We start from the raw sequence: 13412 nt of genomic DNA on the forward strand, positions 1-13412 counted from the left end.
ACCGGGCACGTCCGAGCCAAAACCGGAGTCGCGGCCGCTGTAAAGCGCGGGCGCGCTTCGATCCACCGGCCGCGGCGCCTGACGGCCCGCGCGCAGAGCCCCCGGAACAAGGGTCCCGATGGCGGACGAGACAACGTCGGCATGCAGGCCTCGGGGGAAGGCGCGACGCGTCGGGGGCTTCTGCCTCGTGAGCGCCCTCGCCCTGGTGCTGCTCCTCGGCGCCGGGCTCGGCCTCGTGGCCCTGCGCCTGTCGAACGGGCCGCTGCAGATCGACGGCCTCTCGCGCCGCGTCGCCGCCGCGGTGGCCGAGCGGATCGGGCCCGGCTGGAGCATCGGCATCCGCGGCAGCAGCCTCGAACTCGACCGCGAGAACGCGCTGAGACTGCGCTTCTCGGGCCTCGACATCCGCAATCCGCAGGGCGACTTGGTGGTGCGCGCGCCCCTGGCGCTGGTCAGCCTCGACCTCTGGGGGCTCCTGCGCCTCAACCTCCAGCCCCGCTCCATCGAGTTCCGCGAGACGCAGACCACCGCGCTGCTGCACCGGGACGGCTCCATCGCCTTCGCGGCCTCGGAGGCCAATCACCCCGTCGACATCGCGCCGCATACGCCGCCGAGCGTTGACGGAATCCGGGGCAGCGTCTCGCCGCTCTCGGCCGCCATCGCGTCGATCTTCGGCGTCGTCCTCGATTCGAGCGGCGTGGTCGGCGCCCTCGACCGCGCCCGCATCACGGATGCGCGCCTGCGGCTGATCGACGAGGATGGCCACGAGCGCGCGGTCTTCGCCCGGGTCAACGGCCTGTTCGGGCGCGATCCGGTCAACGGGACCCGCAATTTCGAGCTGCGGCTCGACGGGCCGCACGGAGAATGGCGCTTCGGCGGCTCGCTGCGCGATGGTGGTGACGGGCAGGAACGCTCGGGCGTCATGACCCTGGACGACCTGCCGGTGACCGACCTCCTGCTGCTGTCGGGCCAGTCGGGCCTGCCGCTGACCACGGACCTGAAGGTCTCGGCCCGCGCCGATGTCAGCCTGGCGGCCGGTCGCATCAAGACGATGAGCGCCAAGCTCCACACCGGCGACGGCACGTTCCTGATCGAGGAGAAGGACTTCAACCCGGTCACCGTCGAGAGTCTCGACGCCGCCGTGGACTGGGACGAGGCCGGCCGCGTGATGGCGCTCACCGGCCTGGACTACCGAGGGGCCGGCAACGCCGTGCACCTGACGGGCGCGTGGAAGGGCAGCCCCCCGGATGCGCAGACGGCCTGGACCGCGACGCTGGCGAGCCGCGACGCCGTCTTGCGCGGGGCGACGCCGCACGATGCGCCGGTGAAGATCGACGCGATGGACGCGCAGCTCTCGGGCCGCGACGGCGGCATCGTCATCGACGCGCTCAACCTGTCCGCCCCGGGCGTGACGGGGACGATCACCGGGACGATCGGCACCACGGCCGACGAGGGCGGCCTCAATCTCCACATCGTCGGCCATGACGGCGAGGTCCGGACCGGGCTGCGCCTCTGGCCGGAGCATATCGCGCCGCCGGCCCGCACCTATCTGGTGGACCAGCTCCGGCACGGGCGGGTCGATTCCGTCGACATCCGGGTGAAGATGTCCGGCACCGTGCTGGCCGCCGCGACCCGGGGCGATCCCGCCCCCGACGACGCAGTCCGTATCGACTTCCACGTCTCGGACGCCGCCATCGACGTCAACGCCGACGCGCCGCCGGTGACGAAGGGCAACGTCGTCGGGGTGATCACCGGGCGCTCGACCACGGTGCGCAACGTGACGGCCGAGGTGCACGGGCCGGACGGGCGCGGGCTCGCGATCTCGGACGGCAGCTTCGTCATCCCGCAGATCACCCCGGACCGGGTGGTCGCGCAGATCGGCATGCGGCTCTCCGGCGGCGCGGACGGGATGGCGTCCGTGCTCCAGGCGAAGCTGTTCAAGAGCGTGATGAGCGTCGATCTCGACCCGGCCACGATCAAGGGCAACGCCGACCTGCGCGTCGACTTCCCCCTCGACCTCAAGCACATCCCCGACTTGCCGGACCTGCCCGTGACCCTGACCGGCACGCTGGCCGACCTGTCGGTGGACAAGGTGATGGGCAAGGACCGGCTGGAAGCCGGCAAGTTCTCCCTGTCGTACGATCGCGGTGCCTTCGGGCTGAAGGGCGACGGCCGGGTCGCGGGCGCGCCCGTCTCCGTGGACCTGCGCCAGCCCAAGGTCGGCCAGCCGGGCGAGGCGGTGGTCAACCTCCTGCTCGACGACGCGGTCCGGGGCCGGAAGGGCCTGCCCACCGCGCCGCAGCTCACCGGAACGATCCCGGTCCGCGCAGTGGTGCCGATCGGCCGGCCGGGATCCGGCAAGCCGCCGATCCGCGTCGAGGCGGACCTCGCCAAGGCCGGGATCGACGGGTTGCTGCCGGGGCTGACGAAGCCCGCCGGCAGGCCCGGGCGGCTCACCTTCACCCTCGTGGATAGCGGCCAAGCCCTGGAGCTGCGCGACTTCGCCCTCGACGCGGCCCCGGCCGCCGCCCGCGGAAGCGTGACGATCACCCCGGAGGGTGGCCTGGAGCGTGCGGACCTGACGAACGTCAAGCTCTCGCCCGGCGACGATCTGCGGGTCAGCCTCGACCGGACCGGCAGCGGCTACAAGGTCGTGGTCCGAGGCGCGGTGGTGGATGCGCGGCCGTTCCTGAAATCCCTGGGCGCGCCGGATGCCAAGGGCGGCCGGGAGGCCCGGGAGACGAACCCGAAGGATATCGACGCCGATATCCAAGTGCCGATCGTCACGGGCTTCAACGACGAGGCGCTGACCAACGCCAGCCTGCGCCTCTCGATGCACGGCAAAACCCTGCGCGCCGCCAACATCACCGGGCGCTTCCGGTCTGCGCCATTCGCCGCCTCCGTCACCCGCGGGGAGCGCGGCGTGCCCACCCTCGCCGTGGATGCGGCCGATGCCGGCGCGACCCTGCGCTTCGTCGACGTATACCGGCGGATGCATGGGGGACGGCTCAATGCCGGCATCGGTCTCAATGACGGGCCACAATCCGGCGTCGTACAGATCCGCGACTTCACGCTGCGCAACGAGCCGGCTCTGTCGAGCATCATGGCGCAGGGGCCGGAGCCGGCGGATACGGACGCGGCGCGGGGGCGCCGGGTCGCCCCGGGCCGGGCGGCGGGCGACGTGACCTTCGACCGGATGCGGGCCAATTTCGTGCGCACCGGGACCCGGGTCGATTTCAGTGATGCGGCGATCTCCAACGCCGCCATGGGCTTCACCCTGTCGGGCTGGCTCGATACCGGCCGAGAGCGCACCGACATGAACGGCACCTTCGTGCCGCTCTACGGGCTGAACAACGTGGCCTCACAGCTGCCGCTGCTCGGGCCGCTCCTCGGTGGAGGGCACAACGAGGGGCTGTTCGCGGTCAATTTCCGCGTCGTCGGCAAGCTCACCTCGCCGGACGTGAGCGTGAACCCGCTCTCGGCCATCGCCCCGGGCTTCCTGCGCAAGCTGTTCAGCGCGGGCGGTGGCCCGTTCGCGGACGGGATGCAGGGGGTGCCGCAGTAGGGCGGGCGCCGCGTGACGGGCGGATCGTACGGAGCGGTTCCCGGTTGAACGATGAGGCCGGTGCTGCCCGCGCCGTCATCACGAGCGCAGCAACGTGTCTCAGGGCGGCGAGTAGCCGACGATCGGCACCTTCGCTTGCAAAGGCGACGACCGCGATGGCGCAAAACACCCGGTGCGGGGACCGCACCGGGCTGAAAGCCGCAGCCCAAAAAGCCTACTTCTCCACGAAGGCCTTCTCGATCACGTAGTGACCGGCCTCGCCGTGGTTGCCCTCCTCATAGCCGCGCGAGGACAGAAGCTCGCGAGTGTCGCGGATCATGTCGGGGCTGCCGCAGAGCATGAAGCGGTCGTTCTCGATCGACATCGGCGGCAGGCCGATATCCTCGAACAGCTTGCCCGAGACCATCAGGTCGGTGATCCGGCCGCGGTTGCGGAACGGCTCGCGGGTCACGGTCGGGTAGTAGATGAGCTGGCTTGAGATCATTTCGCCCAGGAACTCGTGCTTGGGCAGCGTCTCGGTGATGGTCTCGCCGTAGGCGAGTTCCTGCACCTGCCGGCAGCCATGGACCAGCACGACCTTTTCGAACCGGTCGTAGGTCTCCGGATCCTTGATGATCGACAGGAACGGCGCGAGCCCCGTGCCGGTGCCGAGCAGGTAGAGGTTCTTGCCAGGCAGCAGGTTGTCGAGCACCAGCGTGCCGGTGGGCTTCTTGCCGACGATGATCGGGTCGCCGACCTTGAGGTGCTGGAGCTTGGAGGTCAGCGGGCCGTCCTGGACCTTGATCGAGAAGAACTCCAGCTCCTCCTCGTAATTGGCCGAGACCACCGAGTAGGCGCGCAGCAGCGGCCGGCCGTCGACCTCGAGGCCGATCATGGTGAACTCGCCGTTGCGGAACCGGAACGACGGATCGCGGGTCGTGCGGAACGAGAACAGGTTGTCGGTCCAGTGGTGGACCGAGAGAACGCGCTCCTCGTAGAACTTGCTCATCGACGGATCAGTCCTCGAATCCTCTGATGCTCGGCTCATGCCCCCGACGATTCGGACGGCATGGTTCGGCGGATCCCCGCCGCCCCGCCCGGGCGGGGGTGGACCCTCGGCGAGAGGGCCCGCCCGGATCCGGATGATCAACACACGCGTGCCGCTTCTTTCGCAGTTGCAGCACACCCGTCAAGGCGCGCCGGGATCACACCCGCGAAAGAAGTGAACGGCCTGGAATCGTTCGAATATTTAGCGTCCCAGCGCAACGCCTGCAGCCGCGTCGCGGACATGGGAGGGTTGCCGGGGACCAGGCCTCCCGCGGAGCCAGCTCAGGCGGCGCTGTCGGGCCTAAGCGGCTTCAGGCCAGCTTCGATCTCGGCCCGGCGGGGCTCCAGGAACGGCGGCAGGGCGAGGCGCTCGCCGAGGGTCTCCAGCGGCTCGTCGGCGGTGAAGCCGGGCCCGTCGGTTGCGATCTCGAACAGGATTCCGTTGGGCTCGCGGAAGTAGAGGCTGCGGAAGTAGTAGCGGTCGACCGGACCGCTGGTCGGGACCCGGGCGGCCGTCAGCCGGTCGGCCCAGGCACCGTAATCCGCGTCCGGGATGCGGAAGGCGACGTGGTGGACGGCGCCGGCACCCTGCCGGGCGGGTGCGGCCGTGTCGGCCAGGAGCTGAACCTCGGCGGCCGGGCCGCCGGTGCCCATGGCGTAGACCTCCACCGGGCCGTCGCTCGTCTCGAAGGCACGGGCCCGGTGCATGCCGAGCACCTCAGTCAGCACGGCCGCCGTACGGGCCGGCGCCGGCACCGAGAGCCGGATCGGCCCCAGGCCGCGGATCTGATAGGCCGCCGGCACCGGCGAGCCGGCCCAGGGATGCTCCGGCCCAGTCCCGCCATCATCCACCAAGGCGAGGCGCTGACCCTCCGGATCCTCGAAATCCAGGGAGAGGCGCCCGTCACGCAGGACGGGCTCGGCCTCGACGATCCCGGCCTCCCGCAGGCGCGCGTGCCACCACGCCACCGCGCCCTCCCCGGGCACGCGCAGATGGGTGCGGGTGATGCTGTTCGAGCCGCGCCGCTCCCGGGGCGCCGGCCAGTCGAAGAAGGTGAGGTCGGTGCCGGGACTCGCCAGACCATCCGCGTAGAACAGGTGGTAGGCCGAGACGTCGTCCTGGTTCACCGTCCTCTTCACGAGGCGCAGGCCCAGCGTGCCGGTGTAGAACGCGACGTTCTCCGCCGCGCGGGCGGTCACCGCGGTGAGGTGATGGATGCCGGTGAGCTGCATGTCGGTCCGGGGGTTGGCGCCGATGCGCCTCAGGTAGGGATCCCCGCCGCCGTTGCGAGCGAAGAGCCTTCCAGGCCGATCGGGATCGGGCCGGAAACGGCTTCTTCCATGCGCGGCCTCATCCTGAGGCGCCCGCATCAGGATGAGGGGTTTGGATCGGATAAGTGCGCGACCGGTCGCCCGAACAGCCTGAGTCGAAGGCTCAGAGCCCGACCGGCCGGCCGGCGGCGACCACCAGCATCTTGCCATCCGCGAAGGTGCGGGCGGCGGCGCGGCGGATATCGGCCTGGGTCACGGCCGAGACCATGGCGTTGCGCCGGGCGATGTAATCCATGCCCAGCTCCTCGAAGGCGATCTGCACCAGCTGGTGCGCGATCTTGGTCGAGGTGTCGAAGCCGAGCGCGTAGGAGCCGGTCAGGTAATCCTTGGCCTTCTGCAGCTCGTCGTCGTCCGGCCCGTCGGCGATGAGCCGGCCGATCTCGTCGCCGATCACCGACAGCGCCTCGCCGACGCGCTCGTTCTTGGTGGCGGTGTAGCCCCAGGTCATCGCGGCCGATCGGTGGCTGACCAGCGAAGTCCCCACCGAGTAGGCGAGGCCGCGCTTCTCGCGCACCTCTTGGAACAGGCGCGACGTGAAGGCGCCGCCGCCCAGGATGTGGTTCAGCACGTAGGCGGGGATGAAGTCCGGGTCGCGCCACGGCACGCCCGCCATGCCGAAGCGGATCACCGATTGCGGCACGTCGAGGTCGACGACGACGCGCCGGCCGAGATCCTGAACCTCCGTGCGCGGCACCGCCTTCAGCGCGCCGGCCTCGGGGAGCGCCCCGAAGGCGCGGTTCAGGCCTTCGGCGAGTTGCTCGGCCCCGATGGCGCCGACGGCGGCGACCTTGATCCGGCCACGTCCGATGATGCGGGCATGCATCTCCAGCAGGTCGTCGCGGGTGATCGCCGCGACGCTCTCCACGGTGCCGGAGGAGGGCCGGGCGTAGGGGTGGCCGGCAAACGCCTCCTTGAAGAAGCGGCGCGAGGCCAGGACACCCGGATCGTTCTGCTGGTAGCGCAGGCCCGCGATGACCTGGCCCCGCACCCGCTCGATCGCGTCCGGATCGAAGCGGGGCTTGGCCAGCGCGAGGGCGAGGAGCGCGATGCCCTCGTCGGCATGCTTGACCAGCATCTTGAGCGAGCCGCCGATCGCATCGGGCCCGGCATGGAACGACAGCTCGATGGCCCGGGCGGCGAGCCGCTCTTGGAACACGTCGGACGGAAGGTCTCCGGCGCCCTCGTCGAGGAGCCGCGCCAGCATCTGCGCGCAACCGGCCTTGCCGGCCGGATCCTGGGCCGCACCGCCCTCGAAGGTGAAGGCCAGGGCGATCATCGGCACCACCGGGGATTCGACGTGCCACGCCTCGATACCGGCGGCGGTCGACACCGACAGCGCCGTCGTAGGCGAGCTGACGGTGGGAGCAGTGGTCTCGACCAGATTCTCGGCCAAGCTCATGGGAACCTCTTTTCTTGTCACGGGCGACGGCGGAGCGGGCCAAGGCTCCCTTTCGGCGCGCCTCCCGATCATGAACCCGGAACCGGGCCGTCGGGAAGCGCCCGGGCTACTCGGCGGCCATCGCGACCGGGGCGTCGGAATCCTGCGCCTTGGTCAGGTAGCCGGTGACCGAGCGGGCCGGCGTCAGCCAGCGCTCGGCAGCCGTCTTGAGGCGATCCTGCGTCACCGCCTCGATATCGGTCGGCCAGCGGCGGACCTCCTCGATGGTCTCGCCGATCGCGAGCGCCGAGCCGTAGATGCGCGCCAGCGACGACTGACTGTCGGAGGAGTAGACCGTCTCGGCGACGAGGCGGGTCTTGGCTCGTTCGATCGCCTCGGCGTCCAGAGCCTCCGCGGGGGCGCGGCGCAGGATCCTGTCGACGGCCTCCTCAAGCTTCTCCAGGGCCACGCCCTCGGCGGGCACCGCGTAGACGGAGAAGCGGGTGTCGTCGATCGCCGAGCCCATGTACCAGGCGCCGGCATTTACCGCGAGGCCGGTCTCCAGAACCAGCTTGCGGTAGAGGTACGAGGTCGAGCCACCGCCCAGCACCTCGGCGAGCAACTCCAGATCGTGGCAGCCACCGTCGCGGGCGGTGATGCAGGAGGGGGTGAGGTAGAGCCGCTGCAGAGTCGGCTGCTCCACCTTCGGGTCGGCCACGGCGACGCGGCGGAGCGCCTTCGGCTCCGGCTCCCGCGCCCGCAGGCGCTCGGGCCGGGCGCCCTGGGGCGCGACGCGGCCGTAGGTGTTCTCGGCGAGACGGCGGACTTCGTCCGGGGTGACGTCGCCGGCCACCACCAGGATGGCGTTCTCCGGCGTGTAAAAGCGCTTGTAGTAGGCCAGCGCGTGCTCGCGGTTCAGCCCCTCGATCTCATGCATCCAGCCGATGATCGGGATGCCGTAGGGGTGGTGCACGAACAGCGAGGCCGCCATCGCCTCGGAGAGCTGGGCCGACGGGTCGGTCTCGACCCGCATGCGCCGCTCCTCCAGCACCACGTCGCGCTCGGGGGCGACGACGGCATCGTCGAGGACGAGGCCGCTCATGCGGTCGGCCTCGAATTCCATCATCGTGCCGAGATGGTCACGGGCCACCCGCTGGAAGTAGGCGGTGTAGTCGTAGCTGGTGAAGGCGTTCTCCTGGCCGCCGAGGCCCGACACCGCCTTCGAGAAGGCGCCCACCGGGTGCTTCTCGGTGCCCTTGAACATCAGGTGCTCGAGGAAGTGGGCGATGCCCGACTGGCCGAGCGGATCATCGGCGGACCCGTTGCGGTACCAGATCATGTGGGTCGCAACGGGGGCCCGGTGGTCCGGGACGACCACCACGTCGAGACCGTTGTCGAGGGTGAAGGCCGTCACCTCCGGTCCGCCCGCCTCGGAACGCCCGAACGGCGCGGCCTCGCCCCGGCCGGCGCTGCCGCCGAAGGGCGAGCCCGGACGCAGCGGGAAGAGGGGGGGCGTCGCCTTCCTGAACAGGTGCATTCCGCTTTCCTTCTGCCGGCCCCGCATCCATGCGCCTCATGTCGGGACACACGCGCAGATCGGAACCGTCCTGGTCACCGGCGGGCAAGAGCCGTACCGGGACGAACATCTCATGTTGCCATGCCGGGCCGCCGTTGCAACGGCGACACGGCGCCCCCGCTACTGCTGTGCCCGCTGGCGGAGATAGGCCCCGGGATCGGCCTCCTCGTGCTCGCGGCTGGCATTGTTGATCGGGTCGCTCGACGGTGGGCGCGCCAGCTTCTTCGGCGATTGCCGGTAACCGGTGGGCGGATCCGTGAGGACGTCGCGGCTCGGCTCGACGTCGGAGGGCTCGGCATTGGCGCTCTTGCCCTTCAGGAGATCGAACGGGCTGAGCAGACTGTCGTCGCGGTTGTGCTCGCCGGGCTTGCGCTCGGCCTCGGTGGTCACGTTCGCGCCGGCGCGGCGGCCGCTGCGCATCTCGTCCACCGAGAGCGTGGCGTTGTTGTCGTCGTAGCGCCCCCGCGCCTGGCTGCCCTTGGGCCGGCGGCGCTCGGCGGCGGCGCGCTCGCGCTCGGCGACTTCGGGATCCTTCGGCCAGGCGGTGCTGGTGGAACGGGCCCGGGGCTGGGGCAGGGCCTTGCCGTCGAGCTTGGGCGGCATCACCAGCGGCGGGCGCTCATGATAGTCGATCGGATCCTGGCGCTTCTCCAGGAGGCCGATACCCGACAGGGCATCGCGCATGAACTCGCCGCGCTCCTGTGCCTGTGCGCCGCACGCCAGCATCGGCGCCAGCGCGACCGCGGCGGGAAGGAGGAGACGAAGCCTGCGATGCCCGGTCATGCTGCCTCACGGGTTCCGGACGGAATGTCCGGTTCAGGGATCGCCGCGGCGCGGTCCGATCCGACAGGTCCCGGCCTGAGGCCGGTTTCCGGCGATCGTATGGCGCCTTGACCACGTCGTGCCAGGGCGGGAATGCAGGTGTACCTGTGTGTTGCGCGGATCACAGGCGCGGCGCCGGGTCGCCCTGCACGGGATCCTTCTGTCCTCTCCGTGCGGCCGGGGAGAGGCTGTCGAGGATCAGGCCGATCACGCCCGCCACGATCGCGGCGTCGGCCACGTTGAACACGTACCAGGACCAACGGCCCGCATGCAGGTGGACGAAGTCGAAGACCGCGCCGTAGACGGCCCGGTCGATGGCATTGCCCAGTGCGCCGCCCACGATGAGGCCCAGCGCCACCGCGAGGAGCCGCGAGCCCGCTCGACGCATCCAGATCCCGAGGCCCAGCGCCGCAGCGAGCGACAGGATCACCAGGAACCAGCGCCCGAGCCCGCTCTCCTGCTGGAACAGGCCGTACGAGACGCCCCGGTTCCAGACCACCACGAAGTCGGCGAAGGGCGCCAGCCGCCAGGGCTGTGTGAGCACGAGGTCGGTGCCGAAATACAGGCCGAGCTTGGAAGCTTGGTCGAAGATCAGCGTGAGGAGGAGGGCCAGGAGGCCGGCACGGGCGGGGGTCATGGACTGGGCCGGCGGATGGGGAGCGTTGCCCCCTCTCCCGGCACGCGGGGAGAGGAAATCGCGACACCGAAGAAGGTGCGGGACGCTCTCACGCCGCGCTCGCCTCCGGATGCGCCGCGTCCCACTCGCGCAGGGCCTGGGCGTCGCGGGGGGTCACGTCCGGGTAATCCGGATCGCTGCCGATGGTCGGGCTGACCCGCCAGGAGCGGGCGCATTTGCGGCCCTCTGCCGGGCTCGGCACGACGGCGACGCCGCGCACCTCGTCGAGCCGGAAGGCCTCCGCCGGTCCCTCGCCCGCCGCCACCGTGATGTCGGAGGTGATGCAGGTATCGGCGAAGTCGCAGCCCTCGAGCGCCGCGAGCAGTTCCGGGTCCGCGACGTAGACCGTCGGCGCCGCCTCTAGGCTCGCGCCGATGCGCTTGGCCGCGCGCTCGATCTCCAGGGCGCCGGTGACCACCCGCCGGACCCGCCGGATCTTGTGCCAGCGCTCCGCGAGGGCGGCGTCGAGCCAGTCCGTCGGGGTCTCCGGCAGGGTCTGGAGATGCACCGAGCCGTCCTCGGACGGGTAGCGGTCGAGCCACGCCTCCTCGGCCGTGAAGGCCAGCACCGGGGCGAGCCAGATCGCCACCCGCCGGAAGGCCTCGTCGATCACCTGGAGCGCCGCCCGGCGGCGGATTGAGGAGATCGGGTCGCAGTACAGGGCGTCCTTGCGCACGTCGAAGTAGAAGGACGACAGGTCACCGGTCATGAAGCCGTTGAGCAGCGCCACCACCCGCTTGGTGTCGAAGGCCGCGTAGGCCTCGCGGATCTCGCCGTCGAGCTCGGCGAGCCGGTGCAGGATCAGCCGCTCCAGCTCGGGCATGTCGGCGTACGCCACGTCGTCGCCCTGGACCCGGTGGGCCAGGGAGCCCAGCATCCAGCGCAGGGAGTTGCGCAGCTTCCGGTAGGTCTCCGCGAAGGTCTTGATGATCTCCGGTCCGATGCGCAGGTCGTCGGTGTAGTCGGAGGCGGCGACCCACAGGCGCAGGATGTCGGCGCCCGAATCCTTGATGACGCTCTGCGGCGCGACGACGTTGCCCTTCGACTTCGACATCTTCAGGCCCTTGCCGTCGAGCACGAAGCCGTGGGTCAGGACGATGTCGTAGGGCGCCCGGCCGCGGGTCCCGGCGGATTCGAGCAGCGAGGACTGGAACCAGCCGCGGTGCTGGTCGGAGCCCTCCAGGTACATGACCCGGTCCTGGCCGCCGTCGCGGACGCGCGTGACGCCGGCCAGCCCCGGGAAGGCCTCCGGATCGTCCAGCACGAAGGCGTGGGTCGAGCCTGAATCGAACCAGACGTCGAGGACGTCGGTGACCTTCTCGTAGGACGCCGGGTCGTGGTCGGGCGCCAGGAAGCGCTGCGCGGCGTCGTCGCGGAACCACGCGTCGGCGCCCTCGGTCGCGAAGGCGTCGCGGATGCGGGCGTTGACCCGCTCGTCCTTGAGGATCTCGGCGGTCTCGCGGTGGACGAAGACGGTGATCGGCACGCCCCAGGCGCGCTGGCGCGAGACCACCCAGTCCGGCCGGTTGGCGACCATGCCGGTGATGCGGTTCTTGCCCTGCGGCGGCACCCACTGCGTATCGTCGATGCCCTTGAGCGCGACCTCGCGGAGCGTCCGGTTGCCCAGGGTCTCCGCCGGCTTGTCCATGGCGATGAACCATTGCGGCGTGTTGCGGAAGATCACCGGCTTCTTGGAGCGCCAGGAATGCGGGTACTGGTGGCGCAGCACGCCGCGGGCGATCAGCGCCCCGGCCTCGGTCAGGGCGGCGATGACCGCCTTGTTGGCATCGCCCTTCTCGCCCTTCGCGGTGAGCACGCGGGTGCCGGTGAAGCCCGGGGCCGCCGCGGTGAGCACGCTGTCGGCATCCACCGTGTAGGGGATGGTCGTGTCGATGCCGCGCTCCCGCAGCAGCCGGCCGCTCGCCATCCAGAGCTCGAAATCCTCGCGGCCGTGGCTCGGCGCCGTGTGGACGAAGCCGGTGCCGGATTCGTCCGTGACGTGGTCGCCTTCAAGCATCGGCACGGCGAAGCCGTAGCCGAGCTTGGCCAGGGGATGCGCCAGGGTGAGACCGGCGAGCGCCTCCGGACGCACGTCGCCCACGCGCGCGAACGCCTCGACGCGGGCGGCCTTGAACACGGTCGCAGCGAGGCTGTCGGCGAGCACGTAAGTCTGGCCGGGCGTCGCCCAGTTGTCGGCAGGCGCCTCCGTGACCCGGTACAGGCCGTAGGCGATCTTCTTGGAATACGCGACGGCGCGGTTGCCGGGGATCGTCCAGGGGGTTGTCGTCCAGATCACCACCCGGGCCGCCGCGAGGTCGCCCTCGGCGCCGGAGCGGATCGGGAAGGCCACGAACACCGTGTCGCTGACGTGCTCCTCGTACTCGACCTCCGCCTCGGCCAGCGCGGTCTTCTCGACCACCGACCACATCACCGGCTTCGAGCCGCGATAGAGCTGGCCGCTCATCGAGAACTTCATCAGCTCGTCGGCGATCACGGCCTCGGCCGGGAAGGCCATGGTGGCGTAGGGATGGTCCCAGTCGCCGGTGACGCCGAGGCGCTTGAACTCCTCGCGCTGGACGTCGAGCCAGTGAGCCGCGAAGGTCCGGCATTCCTGCCGGAACTCGATCACCGGCACGTCGTCCTTGTTGCGGCCCTTGGCGCGGTACTGCTCCTCGATCTTCCACTCGATCGGCAGGCCGTGGCAGTCCCAGCCCGGAACGTAGTTGGCGTCGAAGCCGAGGGCGGTCTGCGACCGCACCACCACGTCCTTGAGGATCTTGTTGAGCGCCGTGCCGATGTGGATGTTGCCGTTGGCGTAGGGCGGCCCGTCGTGCAGGACGAATTTCGGCCGACCCTGACCGCGGGCGCGCAGCTTCCCGTAGAGGTCGATCTGCTTCCAGCGCTCGATGAAGAGCGGCTCGCGGACCGGCAGGCCGGCGCGCATCGGGAATTCGGTCTGCGGCAGGAACAGGGTCTTGGAATAGTCGCGGGCGGGCGCGGTCTCGGGGGTGGTCATCGGATCTCGCATCGGCGGTCG

8 protein-coding genes are annotated in these 13412 nt (G+C 70.5%); 1 reads left to right on the forward strand and 7 read right to left on the reverse strand.

Going from position 1 to position 13412, the window contains the following annotated elements:
• Positions 1-118: 118 nt before the first annotated feature.
• Positions 119-3565 carry a YhdP family protein gene (locus ACYCO6_RS13250; protein ID WP_459772219.1) on the forward strand — a complete coding sequence of 1149 codons (3447 nt, stop codon included), beginning with the start codon at positions 119-121 and terminating at the stop codon, positions 3563-3565.
• Positions 3566-3779: 214 nt separating this feature from the next.
• Here ACYCO6_RS13250 and ACYCO6_RS13255 read toward each other — a convergent pair whose 3' ends face one another.
• The 7 genes from ACYCO6_RS13255 to ileS form a co-directional block, all read right to left on the reverse strand.
• On the reverse strand, positions 3780-4553 hold the full coding sequence (locus ACYCO6_RS13255; RefSeq protein ID WP_459772220.1) for a ferredoxin--NADP reductase: 774 nt from the start codon (positions 4551-4553) through the stop codon (positions 3780-3782).
• 320 nt (positions 4554-4873) lie between these two features.
• A complete protein-coding gene (locus ACYCO6_RS13260; protein WP_459772221.1) occupies positions 4874-5824 on the reverse strand; it encodes a ring-cleaving dioxygenase in 951 nt (316 codons plus the stop codon).
• A gap of 202 nt (positions 5825-6026) precedes the next feature.
• On the reverse strand, positions 6027-7322 hold the full coding sequence (locus ACYCO6_RS13265; RefSeq protein WP_459772222.1) for a M16 family metallopeptidase: 1296 nt from the start codon (positions 7320-7322) through the stop codon (positions 6027-6029).
• 106 nt (positions 7323-7428) lie between these two features.
• A complete protein-coding gene (locus tag ACYCO6_RS13270; protein ID WP_459772223.1) occupies positions 7429-8838 on the reverse strand; it encodes a M16 family metallopeptidase in 1410 nt (469 codons plus the stop codon).
• A gap of 159 nt (positions 8839-8997) precedes the next feature.
• Complete coding sequence (locus tag ACYCO6_RS13275; protein WP_459772224.1) at positions 8998-9660, reverse strand: hypothetical protein; 663 nt, start codon at positions 9658-9660, stop codon at positions 8998-9000.
• A gap of 160 nt (positions 9661-9820) precedes the next feature.
• Positions 9821-10336, reverse strand: a complete 516-nt coding sequence (lspA, locus tag ACYCO6_RS13280) for a signal peptidase II (RefSeq protein ID WP_459772225.1) — start codon at positions 10334-10336, stop codon at positions 9821-9823.
• 88 nt (positions 10337-10424) lie between these two features.
• On the reverse strand, positions 10425-13391 hold the full coding sequence (ileS, locus tag ACYCO6_RS13285; protein ID WP_459772226.1) for an isoleucine--tRNA ligase: 2967 nt from the start codon (positions 13389-13391) through the stop codon (positions 10425-10427).
• Positions 13392-13412 lie beyond the last annotated feature (21 nt).

This window comes from Methylobacterium sp. CM6257 (genome assembly GCF_054611515.1).

Excerpts from the sequence above, each read along its gene's own strand:
- ACYCO6_RS13255 (WP_459772220.1), bottom strand. The coding sequence starts at position 4,553 with ATGAGCAAGTTCTACGAGGAGCGCGTTCTCTCGGTCCACCACTGGACC.
- ACYCO6_RS13275 (WP_459772224.1), bottom strand. The coding sequence starts at position 9,660 with ATGACCGGGCATCGCAGGCTTCGTCTCCTCCTTCCCGCCGCGGTCGCG.
- ileS (WP_459772226.1), bottom strand. The coding sequence starts at position 13,391 with ATGACCACCCCCGAGACCGCGCCCGCCCGCGACTATTCCAAGACCCTG.
- ACYCO6_RS13250 (WP_459772219.1), top strand. The coding sequence starts at position 119 with ATGGCGGACGAGACAACGTCGGCATGCAGGCCTCGGGGGAAGGCGCGA.
- ACYCO6_RS13270 (WP_459772223.1), bottom strand. The coding sequence starts at position 8,838 with ATGCACCTGTTCAGGAAGGCGACGCCCCCCCTCTTCCCGCTGCGTCCG.
- ACYCO6_RS13265 (WP_459772222.1), bottom strand. The coding sequence starts at position 7,322 with ATGAGCTTGGCCGAGAATCTGGTCGAGACCACTGCTCCCACCGTCAGC.
- lspA (WP_459772225.1), bottom strand. The coding sequence starts at position 10,336 with ATGACCCCCGCCCGTGCCGGCCTCCTGGCCCTCCTCCTCACGCTGATC.
- ACYCO6_RS13260 (WP_459772221.1), bottom strand. The coding sequence starts at position 5,824 with ATGCAGCTCACCGGCATCCATCACCTCACCGCGGTGACCGCCCGCGCG.